Annotated in this window: 16 protein-coding genes; 10 read left to right on the forward strand and 6 right to left on the reverse strand. The window is 67.5% G+C overall.

Annotation, left to right across the window (positions count from 1 at the left end; genetic code table 11):
- Positions 1 to 183 precede the first annotated feature (183 nt).
- Positions 184 to 963 carry a Bax inhibitor-1/YccA family protein gene (locus N1F91_RS08370; protein ID WP_289991398.1) on the forward strand — a complete coding sequence of 260 codons (780 nt, stop codon included), beginning with the start codon at positions 184 to 186 and terminating at the stop codon, positions 961 to 963.
- Positions 964 to 1070: 107 nt separating this feature from the next.
- Positions 1071 to 1640, forward strand: coding sequence for a GNAT family N-acetyltransferase (locus N1F91_RS08375; protein ID WP_289991399.1), 570 nt, complete (start codon positions 1071 to 1073; stop codon positions 1638 to 1640).
- 9 nt (positions 1641 to 1649) lie between these two features.
- Here N1F91_RS08375 and N1F91_RS08380 read toward each other — a convergent pair whose 3' ends face one another.
- Complete coding sequence (locus N1F91_RS08380; RefSeq protein ID WP_289991400.1) at positions 1650 to 2036, reverse strand: DUF2794 domain-containing protein; 387 nt, start codon at positions 2034 to 2036, stop codon at positions 1650 to 1652.
- 428 nt (positions 2037 to 2464) lie between these two features.
- Positions 2465 to 3223 carry a DUF1223 domain-containing protein gene (locus tag N1F91_RS08385; RefSeq protein ID WP_289991401.1) on the reverse strand — a complete coding sequence of 253 codons (759 nt, stop codon included), beginning with the start codon at positions 3221 to 3223 and terminating at the stop codon, positions 2465 to 2467.
- A 139-nt stretch (positions 3224 to 3362) separates the two neighbouring features.
- Between N1F91_RS08385 and N1F91_RS08390 the strand changes: the two genes are divergently transcribed.
- Entirely contained in the window at positions 3363 to 4058 is a 696-nt protein-coding gene (locus N1F91_RS08390; protein WP_289991402.1) for a ceramidase domain-containing protein, read from the forward strand.
- A gap of 68 nt (positions 4059 to 4126) precedes the next feature.
- On the opposite strand, the gene acnA is transcribed toward N1F91_RS08390, so the two are convergent.
- Positions 4127 to 6820, reverse strand: a complete 2694-nt coding sequence (gene acnA, locus N1F91_RS08395; protein ID WP_289991403.1) for an aconitate hydratase AcnA — start codon at positions 6818 to 6820, stop codon at positions 4127 to 4129.
- Between the two features lie 269 nt (positions 6821 to 7089).
- Between acnA and ccmA the strand changes: the two genes are divergently transcribed.
- From ccmA to N1F91_RS08430, 7 genes are all read left to right on the forward strand, one after another.
- Entirely contained in the window at positions 7090 to 7692 is a 603-nt protein-coding gene (ccmA, locus tag N1F91_RS08400) for a heme ABC exporter ATP-binding protein CcmA (protein WP_289991404.1), read from the forward strand.
- Positions 7693 to 7921: 229 nt separating this feature from the next.
- The gene (gene ccmB, locus N1F91_RS08405; RefSeq protein ID WP_289991405.1) at positions 7922 to 8587 is read left to right on the forward strand and encodes a heme exporter protein CcmB; all 666 of its coding nucleotides are present in this window, start codon (positions 7922 to 7924) and stop codon (positions 8585 to 8587) included.
- Positions 8587 to 8988, forward strand: a complete 402-nt coding sequence (locus N1F91_RS08410; RefSeq protein WP_289991406.1) for an ACT domain-containing protein — start codon at positions 8587 to 8589, stop codon at positions 8986 to 8988. The genes ccmB and N1F91_RS08410 overlap by 1 nt, the downstream gene beginning before the upstream one ends.
- A gap of 91 nt (positions 8989 to 9079) precedes the next feature.
- The gene (locus N1F91_RS08415; RefSeq protein WP_289991407.1) at positions 9080 to 9844 is read left to right on the forward strand and encodes a heme ABC transporter permease; all 765 of its coding nucleotides are present in this window, start codon (positions 9080 to 9082) and stop codon (positions 9842 to 9844) included.
- Positions 9845 to 9848: 4 nt separating this feature from the next.
- On the forward strand, positions 9849 to 10019 hold the full coding sequence (gene ccmD, locus N1F91_RS08420; protein WP_289991408.1) for a heme exporter protein CcmD: 171 nt from the start codon (positions 9849 to 9851) through the stop codon (positions 10017 to 10019).
- A complete protein-coding gene (locus N1F91_RS08425) occupies positions 10016 to 10588 on the forward strand; it encodes a DsbE family thiol:disulfide interchange protein (protein WP_289991409.1) in 573 nt (190 codons plus the stop codon). Before ccmD ends, N1F91_RS08425 begins: the two co-directional genes overlap by 4 nt.
- A 125-nt stretch (positions 10589 to 10713) precedes the next feature.
- Positions 10714 to 11232, forward strand: a complete 519-nt coding sequence (locus N1F91_RS08430) for an NUDIX hydrolase (protein WP_289991410.1) — start codon at positions 10714 to 10716, stop codon at positions 11230 to 11232.
- A 39-nt stretch (positions 11233 to 11271) separates the two neighbouring features.
- On the opposite strand, the gene N1F91_RS08435 is transcribed toward N1F91_RS08430, so the two are convergent.
- From N1F91_RS08435 to ftsY, 3 genes are read right to left on the reverse strand one after another with little or no spacing between them, the layout of a single operon-like run.
- Positions 11272 to 11886: a pyridoxamine 5'-phosphate oxidase family protein gene (locus N1F91_RS08435; RefSeq protein ID WP_289991411.1), complete on the reverse strand. Its 615-nt coding sequence runs from the start codon at positions 11884 to 11886 to the stop codon at positions 11272 to 11274.
- A 1-nt stretch (position 11887) separates the two neighbouring features.
- Positions 11888 to 12541, reverse strand: a complete 654-nt coding sequence (locus N1F91_RS08440; protein WP_289991414.1) for a septation protein A — start codon at positions 12539 to 12541, stop codon at positions 11888 to 11890.
- A gap of 49 nt (positions 12542 to 12590) precedes the next feature.
- Positions 12591 to 14123 carry a signal recognition particle-docking protein FtsY gene (gene ftsY / locus N1F91_RS08445; RefSeq protein WP_289991415.1) on the reverse strand — a complete coding sequence of 511 codons (1533 nt, stop codon included), beginning with the start codon at positions 14121 to 14123 and terminating at the stop codon, positions 12591 to 12593.
- Positions 14124 to 14131 lie beyond the last annotated feature (8 nt).

The raw sequence follows: 14131 nt of genomic DNA on the forward strand, positions 1-14131 counted from the left end.
CGTCCAGTCTCCCCGCAACGATCGTCACGATCGGTTGCAAGGTGAAACGGGTCTTGTCCTCGCTTACCGGAGATATCATATTGACGGATAGGCATGCTGGAGTCCCGCCAGCGGCGCCTGGGGCCGTGCTGGGTAGCAGGGCCGCCCGACACCGGACGGGACGAGAAGCTGTAAGAGGAAATCATGGCTGACATCCGCAACTACAATGCGCGCGTCGCCAGCACCGGCACTCGCGCCGATGCCGGAATCGACGAAGGCCTGCGCACCTACATGCTCAAGGTCTACAACATCATGGCGCTCGGTCTCGCCATAACCGGCGCGGCCGCGCTGGGAATGGTCGCGCTGACCACGACCAATGATCCCGCACTGGCCGTCGCCACGCTGGGCAACGGCAAGATGCTCACCGCGCTGGGCGCCACCGTCTATGGCTCGCCGCTGCGCTGGGTGATCATGCTGGCGCCGCTCGCGATGGTCTTCTTCCTGTCCTTCCGCGTGCACAAGATGAGCGTCGGCGCTGCGCAGACGACCTTCTGGCTCTACGCCGCGATGGTGGGCGTGTCGCTGTCGTCGATCTTCCTGGTGTTCACCAGCGGCAGCATCGTGCAGACGTTCTTCATCACCGCCACCGCCTTCGGCTCGCTGTCGCTCTACGGCTACACGACCAAGCGGGATCTGTCGGCCATGGGGTCGTTCATGGTGATGGGCCTGTTCGGCATCATCATCGCGATGGTCGTCAACATCTTCCTGCAGTCGTCCGCGCTGCAGTTCGCCATCTCGGGCATCGGCGTGCTGGTCTTCGCCGGCCTGACCGCCTACGACACGCAGAACATCAAGGAGATGTATTTCGAGGGTGACGACGACGTCGTCGCCGGCCGCAAGGCCATCATGGGCGCGCTGCGCCTCTACCTCGATTTCATCAACCTGTTCATGTTCCTGCTGCAGTTCCTGGGCAACCGCGAATAGCGCGTTCTGGACCAATGGAATGTCAGGGGCGGCCTCCGGGTCGCCCCTTTTCTTTGAGGGTCGCTCCGGACCACATTCAGGCATTCTTGGAAACAGCCCGAGCGACCATGAGCCTCATCGCAGTCCGCCCCGCGTCGCGCGACGATCTTCCCGCCATCGCAGCCATCTACGGCCACGCGGTCAGGACCGGCACGGCGAGCTACGAGCTCGATCCGCCGTCCGAGGCCGACATGGCATCTCGCTTCGACACGCTCCTCGCCGGCTCCTACCCCTACTTCGTGGCCGAGTGCCCGGACGGCGTCCTCGGCTACGCCTATGCCGGCCCGTTCCGGCCGCGCCGCGCCTATCGCTTCATGGTCGAGGATTCGATCTACCTCGCCCCGGCCGCCCAGGGCCGCGGGACCGGGCGCCTGCTGCTGTCGGCTCTGATCGAGGAATGTACCAGGCTCGGCTTCCGCCAGATGGTCGCCGTCATCGGCGACGGAAAGCGCAACCAGGCCTCGGTCCGGCTGCACGAATCGACCGGCTTCCGTCATGCCGGCCTGCTGGAAGGCTCGGGCTACAAGCACGGCCGCTGGCTGGACACCGTCTTCATGCAGCTGTCGCTCAACGGGGGAACGGCTTCGCCGCCCGACCCGCTCTCGCTGCCCGAGCGCAGTTTCGCCCCGGGAAAATAGCCTCCCGGCTCAGGCGCCGACCAGCCGCAGCGTCGGATCGAACACGTTCAGCACCCGCGCCAGCTCGTGCCCGCGCTTGAGGATGTTGCCACTGGCGGCCACGACCGAATAGGCGCCCTGCTTGCGCGCCAGCTTCGGGTCCTTGACGATCTGGAACAGCGGCACCTCGCTGGTGCGACGGAACACGGAGAAGACGGCGCGGTCCTGCAGATGGTCGATGGCGTAGTCGCGCCACTCGTTGGCAGCCACCATACGCCCGTAGATGCGAAGGATCTGGTCGAGTTCGCGCCGGTCGAAGGTCACCGTTGCCGCCTCCCGCTCGCGACGGGCAGCCTGCAACGGAATCAGCTTCGCGGACCCCTCCCCATCCTCCGTGCCGTTCGCGCGATCGACCATGAGGCAACCTTTCCATGACAGTTCTGCGACATCACGAAGTTTGCCCTTTCGCGTCCCGATTTCAACCCCCGCGCCGCTACGGCCCCGATTTGGACCGGACAGTTGCCGACCTTGGACCGGACAGCTGCCGACTCGACGATCGTGCCCTCGTGTGCGGCAGGCGCCGGTACAAGGGCGACGCCGCGAAGGAACGGTCACGTTGAAGAACAGCGAGACCGAATTGGTGATCGGGCGCCACATTTGCGCCGCGAATTGTCCCGCTTGCAGCCCCATTGCGGGGCGAACATTCAATCGTTGCCTGAGACGGTTCGGTTCGGCGGTGGTTCCGTAACCCCAAGCCCCCCGCCCACGGTGCCCTCGCTGGGCCGAACCACTCGGCAACAACCCATTCCGGGGAGCACCGGCCGACGGGCCTGCCCCCTCCCGCTCTACATGGCGGGGTTCTTCAGGACGGCTGCGCCGATGATCGAGCCCGGTGCACCGTCCTTGCCGAGCGACTGGAGCAGCGCGGCGCAGCCGCCGGACCCCTTCCGCCGCACTTCGCTCATCGGAATCTCCAGCCGCAGATCGTCGCCGTGCCACATGCCCGCGGCCTGAACGCCGGTCACCGCGTTCCAGTAGACGACATTCTTGCCGGCATTTTCGCCCCGCAGGATCTTCACCACCGTCCTGGCGTCGAAGAACACCAGGATGAGGTTCGCCTTCACCGCGTCGGCGCCGCCGGCGCCCTGCGTCGCCTCGATGACGATGCTGTCGGCGCTTTTCCTGATCGAGACGTCGACCTGCATCGACTGCTGCGTGGTCTCCGCAAGCAGCCGCTCGATCGCGGCCTTGTCGCCACCGTTACGATGCGCGGTGCCGTTGACGATCGCCTGCGGCGTATACACGGACCGATTTCCCAGCGCGGTCGCATAGTCGCGCTGCCGCTGCGTGTTTTCGGGGCTCGCCAGCGTGTCGCTCCAGCCGAGGTAGTCCCAGTAGTCGACATGATAGGCGAGCGCGATGACATCGTCGCGCTGCGCGAACGCCGCGAGGTTCTCGTCGGCCGGCGGGCAGGAGCTGCAGCCCTGGCTGGTGAAGAGCTCGACGACGCCGCGCTGCCTCTCTCCCGCCTCCGCTGCCGCGAAATGGGTGAGAAGCAGGGTGGCGGCGGCAAACGCCAGCCTGAGGTGACGGCTGAGTGTCATGTCGATCTCGGTGCTTCCGGGGCGATCGCTGTCGCGATCCAGCGCATTCAGACAATAGTCGGCCGGCAAGTTCAACAGGAAGTCACGTTGCGGTGAGACGCTGAGCCTGCATACTTCGCCCGAGCGCATCGAGGACCGCATGGAGACGCTTTTCAGGGCGATCGATTCCTACTGCGAACGCACCGGACCGGACCTCTGGTCCGAGCCGCTCAACGCGGTCTCCAACCTCGCCTTCATCCTCGCCGGCCTGTGGGGCCTGCGCGAGGTTCGGCGGCACCGCGCCGGCGGCTTCGCCGAACTGCTCTGCTGGTGGGTGATCGCCATCGGCGTCGGCTCGGCGCTGTTCCACACCTTTGCCAACGTCTTGACCGTGTGGATGGACGTCATCCCCATCGCCACCTTCACGCTCGCCCTGACGCTGTTCAACCTGAGGCGGTTCGTCGGCCTGTCGCGCCGCACCAGCTTACTCGCCTTCGTCGCCTTCTACGCCGTGGCCGGGGCGCTGACGGCGATGGTGCCGGACTGGATGCGGGTTGCGAGCAAGGGCACCTCGGGCTACCTGCCCGCCTTCCTCGCGCTCACCTTCTTCGGCTTCGTGCTGGTGCTCAGGCGCCATCCGGCCGGCTGGTACGATCTCGCCGCCGCCTCGATCTTCATCGTCTCGGCGACCTTCCGCTCGGTCGACGCCACCGTGTGCGAGGCGCTGCCGATCGGCACCCATTTTCTCTGGCACGTGCTGAACGGGCTGATGCTCGGCGTGCTGCTCGCCTCGGTGGCCTGGTACGGGCGGCCGGGCAGCCGGGCCGCTGGCACAGGTATGACGGCGCCAGCCTGACCGCACGGCATGAAAAAGGCCGCCGGGATCACTCCCGGCGGCCTCGATTTCGGACTGGACGGCGCCGATCAGGCGGCGAGATCGCGCAGCACGTACTGCAGGATGCCGCCGTTGCGGTAGTAGTCGAGTTCGTCCAGCGTATCGATGCGGCAGATGATCGGAACCTCCCGCGTCGCGCCGTCCGCGTAGGTAACCTTGGCCACCATGGTCTGGCGCGGCTTGATCGTCTCCAGGCCCTCGATGCTCACGACCTCGTCGCCCTTGAGGCCGAGCGAGGCCCAGGAGGTTCCCTCTTCGAAGACGAAGGGGATGACGCCCATGCCGACCAGGTTCGAGCGGTGGATCCGCTCGAAGGACTGCGCCACGACCGCCTTGACGCCGAGCAGGTTGGTGCCCTTGGCCGCCCAGTCGCGCGAGGAGCCGTTGCCGTACTCGACGCCGGCGAAGATGACCAGCGGCACGCCTTCCTGCTTGTACTGCATGGCGGCGTCGTAGATCGACATCTCCTCCTTCGAGGGATAGTGGATCGTGAAGCCGCCCTCGCGGCCGTTCTCGCCCAGCATGAAGTTGCGGATGCGGATGTTGGCGAAGGTGCCGCGCATCATCACTTCATGGTTGCCGCGCCGTGTGCCGTACTGGTTGAAGTCGGCGACGCCGACGCCGTGGTCGGTCAGGTACTTGCCCGCCGGCGAGGCGGCCTTGATCGAGCCGGCAGGCGAGATGTGGTCGGTGGTGATCTTGTCGCCGAACAGGCCGAGGATGCGCGCACCCTTGATGTCGGTGACGTCGATCGCCTTCTGGCCCATGCCGACGAAATAGGGCGGGTTCTGCACGTAGGTCGAGTCATCGTCCCAGGCATAGGTCTCGCCGTCGGGGATCTGCACCGCCTGCCAGTTCTCGTCGCCGGTGAACACCTCGGCATATTTCTGCTCGAACAGGTCGCGCGTGACGTGCTTGTGGATGAACTCCTGGATCTCCTTGTTGGAGGGCCAGATGTCCTTGAGGAACACGTCCTTGCCGTCGCGGTCCTGGCCGATCGGCTCGGTGGTCAGGTCCTTCGCGACGGTGCCGGCGAGCGCATAGGCGACGACCAGCGGCGGCGAGGCGAGGTAGTTGGCCTGCACGTCGGGCGAGATGCGGCCCTCGAAGTTGCGGTTGCCCGACAGGACGCCGGCCGCGATCAGCCCCTTGTCGTTGATGGTCTTCGACACCGGCGCCGGCAGCGGGCCGGAATTGCCGATGCAGGTGGTGCAGCCGAAGCCGACGAGGTTGAAGCCGATCTGGTCGAGCTCCTTCTGCAGGCCCGACTTCTCCAGGTACTCGGCGACCACCTGGCTGCCGGGGGCGAGCGAGGTCTTGACCCAGGGTTTCTGCTTGAGGCCGAGTCGGTTGGCGTTGCGCGCGAGCAGGCCGGCGCCGATCAGCACCGAGGGGTTGGAGGTGTTGGTGCAGGACGTGATCGCCGCGATGGCGACGTCGCCATGGCCGAGGTCGTAATCCTCGCCCTCGACCTGCCAGCGCTTGTCGGCCTCGGACGCGTCCTTCTTGTATTCCTTCACGAGCGACTGCTCGAAGCCGGCGGCGATACCTTCCAGCGGGATGCGGCCTTCGGGACGCTTCGGGCCGGCCATCGACGGCACGACCTCGCCGAGGTCGAGCGACAGCGTGTCGGTGAACACCGGCTCGACGGCGCCCGGCATCCAGAACATCTCCTGCGCGCGGCTGTAGGCCTCGACGAGGGCGATGCGATCGGCTTTGCGGCCGGAGACGGTGAGGTAGTTCAGCGTCTCCTTGTCGACCGGGAAGAAGCCGCAGGTCGCGCCATACTCGGGACCCATGTTGCCGATCGTCGCGCGGTCGGCGAGCGTCATGTTGGCGAGGCCCTCGCCGTAGAATTCGACGAACTTGCCGACGACGCCCTTCTTGCGCAGCATCTGCACGACGGTGAGCACCAGGTCGGTGGCGGTCACGCCTTCCTTCAGGGCACCGGTGATCTTGAAGCCGATGACCTCCGGCAGGAGCATGGAGACCGGCTGGCCGAGCATGGCCGCCTCCGCCTCGATGCCGCCGACGCCCCAGCCCAGAACGCCGAGGCCGTTGATCATGGTGGTGTGCGAATCGGTGCCGACGCAGGTGTCGGGATAGGCCACCGTCCCGCCCTCCTCGTCCTTGGTCCAGACTGTCTGGCCGAGATATTCGAGGTTGACCTGGTGGCAGATGCCGGTGCCGGGCGGCACGACGCGGAAGTTCTGGAACGCCTGCTGGCCCCACTTCAGGAAGCGGTAGCGCTCGCCGTTGCGCTCGTATTCGAGATCGACGTTGTGCTTGAAGGCCATCGGGGTGCCGAACTCGTCGACGATCACCGAGTGGTCGATGACGAGGTCGACCGGCACCAGCGGATTGATCTTCTGCGGGTCACCGCCGAGCGCCTTGATGCCGTCGCGCATCGCCGCGAGGTCCACCACGGCCGGAACGCCGGTGAAGTCCTGCATCAGCACGCGCGCCGGGCGATAGGCGATCTCGTGGCCGGCGGTGCCCTTGTCGACCAGCCACGCCTTGATGGCCTCGATGTCGGCCTTGGTGACCGAGCGGCCGTCCTCGTTGCGCAGCAGGTTCTCGAGCAGCACCTTCATCGAGAAGGGCAGCCGGGCGATGCCGTCGAGCCCGTTCTTCTCGGCCTCCACGAGGCTGAAATAGGTGTAGTCCTTGTCACCGACCTTGAGGGTCCGGCGGCAGTTGAAGCTGTCGAGAGAATTTGACACGTACGATCCCTAACTGTTCGTTGCCGAGGTGGAAACGGACGCCAGTGCATCACGCGCAAAGGTGCGGGTACGGTCATTTCCGCTGTCCGCTTCCGGGTGCTTCCCCCCTCGCGGAGAGTGCGCCGGTCCGGCTCGATTGGTGTCCATGCCGACCGCTGGCACGGTTGCTGACCTCTTAGAGAATTTCTAAAGAGAGTGCCAGTGTCGCGCGCGGGAAATATGCTGCGTCGCACATGCGACTTTCAGCCGATGAGAAGGACGAACCCGCAATGCGCCTCGTGGCGGACCAACTGGACGGCGAGCGGGGCGGCGAGACGATCTTCTCGGGCGTGTCCTTCTCGCTGTCGGACGGCGAAGGGCTGCTCGTCACAGGACCCAACGGATCGGGCAAGTCGACGCTGCTGCGAATCGTGGCTGGCCTGCTGCCGATGGCCGGCGGCTCGGTCCGGCTCGAAGGAGGCGAGCCCGACTGGCCGGACGTGATGTCGGCCTGCCACTATCTCGGCCACCAGAACGCGCTGAAGCCGGCGCTGAGCGTGACCGAGAACCTCGCCTTCTGGCGCGACTATCATGGCGAACCGCATCTGCCGGTGGCCGAGGCGCTGGAGATGGTGGGGCTCGACGAGATCGGCCATCTGCCGCTCGGCTTTCTCTCGACCGGCCAGAAACGCCGCATCGCCATCGCCAGGCTGCTCGTCTCCTACCGGCCGGTCTGGATGCTGGACGAACCGACCGCCGGGCTCGACCGGGCCTCGGAGGCACAGTTCGCGAAGCTGATGGCCGCACACCTGGAGGACGGCGGCATGATCCTCGCCGCGACGCACCTGCCGCTGGGGCTGGAGTGGACGCACGAGCTGCGGATGGGTCAGTGATGGAACAGCGATCAGTGATGCGTTCTGTCGCGCCCCCCTCTGTCCTGCCGGACATCTCCCCCACGAGGGGGGAGATCGGCCGTCACGTGCGCTTTCGCCCATCACCAGCGTTGCAGGGGAGGCGCGGCGGGAGAGGCCAGGTGATCTCCCCCCTCGTGGGGGAGATGGCCGGCAGGCCAGAGGGGGGCGCCGTGGAGCGTCTTCGTTGCAGGCTCAAGAGCGCCGACCGATGCTAGCCCTCTACATCCGCGACGTCCGCCTCGGCATCCGCTCCGGTGGCGGGGCGCTGGTGGGGATCCTGTTCTTCCTTGCCGTGGTGGCCGTCATTCCCTTTGGCGTCGGGCCGGACCTCAACCTGCTCGCCCGCATCGGCCCGGCAATCCTGTGGATCGGTGCGCTGCTGGCGAGCCTGCTCGGGCTCGACCGGCTGTTCCAGGCCGATCGCGACGACGGCTCGCTCGATCTGCTGATCATGGCCGGCGAGCGCCGGATGCTGGCGCTGGCGGTGTTCGTGAAGTGCCTGGCGCACTGGACGTCGAGCGTGCTGCCGCTGGTGATCGCCGCGCCCATGCTCGGCCTGTTCATGAACATGGAGCCGATGGGCATCGGCGCGGCGACGCTGACGCTGCTCTTCGGAACGCCGGCCATCGCCTTCATCGGCGCAGCGGGCGCGGCGGTGGCCGTCTCGCTGCCGCGCGGCGGCCTGCTCGTCTCGGTTCTGGTGCTGCCGCTGGTGATCCCGGTGCTGATCTTCGGCGTCTCGGCGAGCTACGGCGCCGTCACCGAGCCCGACCCGTTCCTGCCGCCTTTCCTCCTGATGGTGGCGATGACGCTGTTCTTTGCCGTGCTCGGACCGGTGGCGGCGGCGGCGGCACTTCGTTGGTCGGCAGACTGATGCAAGGCGAATCCGACCTCGCGCGGCTGCTCGCCGGCCTGAGCCCGCGGCTCGACGAGACCGTCTACGTCTTCGCCACGCTGGCCGCCGGCAGCCCGGCGCCGGCGGGGCTCGCTCCCGTGATGCGTTTCGCCGAGGCGGAGGGCACGACCCTCGTGCTGCCGCGCGCGGAGGCGGAGCGGGCAGGCATCGGCTTCACCTTTCCCTGCAGGCGCATCGTTCTCGAAATCCACTCGTCGCTGGAGGCCGTGGGCTTCCTCGCCGCGATCCTGCCGCGGCTGGCCGCCGCCGGCATCGGCGTCAATCCGGTCTCGGCCTTCCACCACGACCATCTCTTCGTGCCGGAGGCCCGTGCGGCGGACGCGATGGCGATCCTGGAGGCGCTCGCCCTCGGCACGTGAGCCATTCCGCCGCAGGCGACCGCCCGCCCAAATCACGCCCCTTTGATCGCCATCAATTGCGAGAGCCGCGAACTCTCTCTATTGAGAAACCATGAGCCAGACCATTCCAGCCATCGGACGTTGGAGCGACCTGGCGAATCCGACGCGCTTCGTCGGCTTCGCCAACGCCGTCGTGCCATGGCTGGCCGTCCTCACCGCGGCCGTGCTGGCGACCGGCATCTGGATGGCCTTTGCTGCTCCCGAAGACTACCAGCAGGGCATCACCGTCCGCATCATGTACATACACGTGCCCTTCGCCTGGCTCGCCATGATGTGCTACTCGATCATGTCGGCCTCGGCGATCGGCACGCTGGTCTGGCGCCATCCGCTGGCCGACGTCTCGCTCAAGGCCGCCGCCCCGATCGGCGCCATGTTCACCGCGCTCTGCCTGATCACCGGGTCGATCTGGGGCAAGCCGATGTGGGGCACCTGGTGGGTGTGGGACGCGCGGCTGACGTCGGTTTTCGTGCTGTTCCTGATGTATCTCGGACTGATCGCGCTGACGCGGGCGCTCGACGATCCCGGCCGCTCGGCGCGTGCAGCGGCCATCGTCACGCTCGTCGGCTTCGTCAACATCCCGATCATCAAGTTCTCGGTCGACTGGTGGAACACGCTGCACCAGCCGGCGTCGGTGATGCGTCTCGACGGTCCGACGGTCCATTCCTCCATGCTGTGGCCGCTGCTCGTCTGCGCGCTCGGCTTCTCGCTGCTGTTCTTCACGCTGCACCTGATGGCGATGCGCACCGAGATCTGGCGGCGCCGCGTCATCGCCATGCGCCGCGTCTCGGCGCGGCGCGCCGATGCCGGGGCGGCCTGACCCCATGTCGCACGAAGTCTTCGTCGCAGCCGCCTACGGCATCTCCGCGCTCGGCATCCTGGCCCTCGTCGCCTGGAACCTGATCGACCAGAGCGCCCGCAAGGCGGAACTCGCCGAACTCGAGGCGCGCGGCGTGCGCCGCCGCTCCGACCGCACCGGGTCGGCCGAACGATGAACGTCGAAGACAGCCAACCGACCCGGCCGCGGCGCTGGCTGGTCTTCGTGCCGCTCGCCCTGTTCCTGGCCCTGTCCGGACTGTTCCTGGCGCAGCTCCTGTCGGGCCGCGACGTCTCGACGATTCCCTCCGCCCTGATCGGCCAGCCGGCGCCGCAGACCGACCTGCCGCCGCTCGAGGGGACAGGCCTGCCCGGTCTCGCCAACGCCGCCTTCGAGGGCCAGGTGACGCTGGTGAATGTCTGGGCCTCCTGGTGCGCGCCGTGCCGTCAGGAGCATCCGCTCCTGATGCAGCTCGCAGGCGACGACCGGATCCGCATCGCCGGGCTGAACTACAAGGACAAGCCGGAGAATGCGCGCCGCTTCCTCGGCGAACTGGGCAACCCCTACGACGCCATCGGCACCGACGACGCCGGCCGCACCGCCATCAACTGGGGCGTCTACGGCGTGCCGGAGACCTTCCTCGTCGGCCGCGACGGCACCATCCTGTGGAAGCATGTCGGCCCTTTCACGCCGCAGAGCGTCGCCGACGACCTGATGCCGCAGATCGAGAAGGCGCTGGCGGAGTAATGCCTTCCTCTCCCCTTGCGGGGAGGGCCCAGGGGTGGGGGTGGAGACGCTGCGCGAGGTGGCCCTGCCAAAGGCTCAACCGCCCCGATTGGCAACCCCGCGCCTTCGCCCTATCTTGCTCCTCCATGGTCTATCCCCTCGCTCCCGTCTTCGCCCGCACTGTCCCCGACGGCGATACGCACGAGCGCGCCGTCTGCGAGAATTGCGGTTTCGTCAATTACGAGAACCCGAAGATCGTGGTCGGCTCGGTAGTGCGCCACGAGGGGAAGATCCTGCTCTGCCGGCGGGCGATCGAGCCGCGGCACGGCTTCTGGACGGTGCCGGCGGGCTTCATGGAACTGCACGAGACGCCGGAGGACGGAGCCCGCCGCGAGGCCCGCGAGGAGGCGAATGCCGCGCTGGCCCTCGACGGCCTGCTCGCCATCTACTCGGTTCCACGCCTGAGCCAGGTGCAGCTGATCTACCGCGCAACGCTGGCCGAACCGGCCTTCTCTGCCGGCGAGGAGAGCCTCGAGGTAGCGCTGTTTTCCTGGGACGAGATCCCGTGGGGCGACCTCGCCTTCCCGACCGTGCACTGGATGCTGCGCCACGAGCGCATGGTTCAGGACGGAAAGGGAGTCGCTCCCTTCGCCAATCCGGAGTGAGGCCAGCGGTCCATCCGATCGACCGCCGGCGTCAGCTCCTCACCACATCGTCTTGGCGTAGGCATCAGCCAGTACGTCGTCGGTCTCCGCTGCCGTCGCGGCGAAGGCGATCTGGTCCTTGAGGATCTCGCCCAGCGTCGGCATGTCCGACCGCGCCGGCCAGGATTCGGGTGCCCAGAGGTTGGAGCGCAGGAAGGCCTTGGCGCAGTGCATGTAGACCGACTGGATGGTGACGACGAGCACCGTGGTCGGCTGCTTTCCGTCCACGGCGAGGCGCCCCCGCAGGTCGGCGTCCGCGGTGATGCGGGCGGACCCGTTGAGGCGCAGGGTTTCGTTCATGTTCGGGATCAGGAACAGCAGCCCGACGGCCGGGTTCGCCAGCACGTTCTCCAGCGTGTCGAGCCGGTTGTTGCCCGGCCGGTCCGGGATGGCGATCGTGCGGTCGTCGAGCACGTCCACGAAGCCCGGCCGGTCGCCGCGCGGCGTGACGTCTGAATGGCCCTGCCCGTCGGACGAGCCGATCAGCAGGAACGGGCTCTTGGCGATGAAGGCCCTGGCGTGCCGGTCGAGGACGGCGAGTTCCTTCTGCACCGCCCGCTCGTGCGGCTCCCGGTAGAGGCTTCGCAACGCGTCGCGGTCGGTCAGGAACTCCATCTCAGGTCCTCTTCTTGAACGTGTCGTCCGTCGAATGCCGCATGATCAGCGGCATCTGGCTGAAGGTGAAGATCAGGGTGATGGGCATGATGCCCCACACCTTGAACGCCACCCAAGCATCGGTCGAGAACATCCGCCAGACGACCTCGTTGACAAGGGCCAGAAAGAGAAAGAATACGCCCCAGCGCAACGTCAGCTTGCGCCAGCCCTCGGCATCGAGCTTGAAGGCCTCGTCGAAGACGTAGCCGAGCAGCGACTTGCCGAAGAAGAGCCCGCCGAGCAGCACGACCCCGAACAGCGTGTTCACGATGGTCGGCTTCATCTTGATGAAGATCTCGTCCTGCAGCCAGAGCGTCAGCGCCCCGAACACGAAGACCACCACGCCCGATACCAGCGGCATGATCGGCAGGGTCCGGACCAAGAGCCATGACACGCTGAGCGAGATCGCCGTGGCGATCATGAACAGGCCGGTGGCGACGAACAGCGGCCCGCCGAACTCGCCCAGCACCGGAAAGGTGCCGGCCAGCCACTCGCCCCGCGAATTGGCGAAGAAGAACACCAGCAGCGGCCCGAGTTCCAGCGCCAGCTTGAGCATCGGGTTCATGTGCTTGCGCTTCGGGTCGGCGGGGTCGCGCTCGAGGATCGGTTCGGGCATCGTCGTCCTGTCCTTGCAGTTGGGCCGCGGCGCGGGAGCCCCGGGGGGCTCAGCTCACGCCGGCGATGGCCTTGGCGAAATCGTTCGCCGAGAAGGGTTCGAGGTCGTCGACCTGTTCGCCGACGCCGATGAAATAGACCGGCAACTTGTGCTTGGCCGCAATGGCCACGAGGATGCCGCCGCGTGCGGTGCCGTCGAGCTTGGTCATCACCAGCCCGTTCACGCCCGCCACATTGCGGAAGATCTCGACCTGGTTGAGCGCGTTCTGGCCGGTGGTGGCGTCGACGGTCTGCAGCACCGTGTGCGGCGCGTCGGGATCGAGCTTGTTCAGCACCCGCACGATCTTTTCCAGCTCCGCCATCAGCTCGGTCTTGTTCTGCAGCCGGCCGGCGGTGTCGATGATCAGCACGTCGGAGCCGGCCGCCTTCGCCTTCTCGAAGGCGTCCCAGGCGAGGCCGGCGGCATCGGCGCCGAGCTTCGTGGCGACCACGGGAGAGCCGGTCCGCTCGCCCCAGATCTTGAGCTGCTCGATGGCGGCGGCGCGGAACGTGTCGCCGGCCGCGAGCATGACGTTCAGGCCGCCCGCCGTCAGCTTGGCGGCAAGCTTGCCGATGGTCGTGGTCTTGCCGGTGCCGTTGACGCCGACGACCAGGATCACGTGCGGCTTGACCGACAGGTCGAGCTCCAGCGGCCGCGCCACCGGCTTCAGGACCTTCTCGACCTCCTGCGCCATGATGGTGCGCACCTCGAGATCCGAGACGTCCCGCCCGTAACGGCCGGACGCCAGCGCGTCGGTCACGCGCATCGCCGTTTCCATGCCGAGATCGGCGCGGATCAGAACGTCCTCCAGGTCCTGCAGCGTGTCCTCGTCCAACTTGCGCATGGTGAAGACGCCGGCGATCGAACCGGAGAGTTCGCGCGAGGAGCGCGACAGGCCGTCGCGCAGCTTCTGGAACCAGGTCTGCTTGACCGGCGCGGCGGCGACCGGCGCCAGCGCTTCCTCGCGCCGTTCGACCGCCTTGCCGACGGTGATGCGCCCGGCGGGGGGCGCGGTCGGCGACGGGGCGGGCTCCGGCGCGATCTCCGCGGCAACGGGATCGGCGGCCACCGGCGGCGGCGTGCGCAGCGGGGGCGCGATCTCGGCAGCGGGAGCGGCGACGGAGGAAACGGGCTCGGATGCTTCGGCCGGCGCGCCGGCCGTGGGTGCCGGCGGGTTGTCCGTGTCAACGGCGGGGCGGACGTCCGGGGCTGCGTCACCGGCGGGTGCGGGCTCCGGGGGAGCGACTGGCTCGGCGGGAGCGACCGGCGCCGGGACGGGATCGATCTCCGGAGCAAGTTCGTCGCGCAGCGGGTCTGCATGGATCGGCGACGGCTCGCGCAGCGGCGGCGCGATCTCGGCGGCGGGTGCGGGCTGAGCGGCGGGTGGCTCGGGGTCAACGGGGCGAGCTGCAGCGGGCGCTTCGGCAGCGACCGCGGGCGCCTCGGCGGCCTTCGGCTCGACGGGGGTGCCCGCGGCGGGCGGCGTCTCCTCGACCTTGTCCTTGCCGAAGGAGAAGACCTTCCTGATGAAGCCGAATGCCATTCGCTGTT

The sequence above is a fragment of the Aquibium sp. ELW1220 genome, assembly GCF_030398385.1.
In the GTDB taxonomy this organism is placed as follows: domain Bacteria; phylum Pseudomonadota; class Alphaproteobacteria; order Rhizobiales; family Rhizobiaceae; genus Aquibium.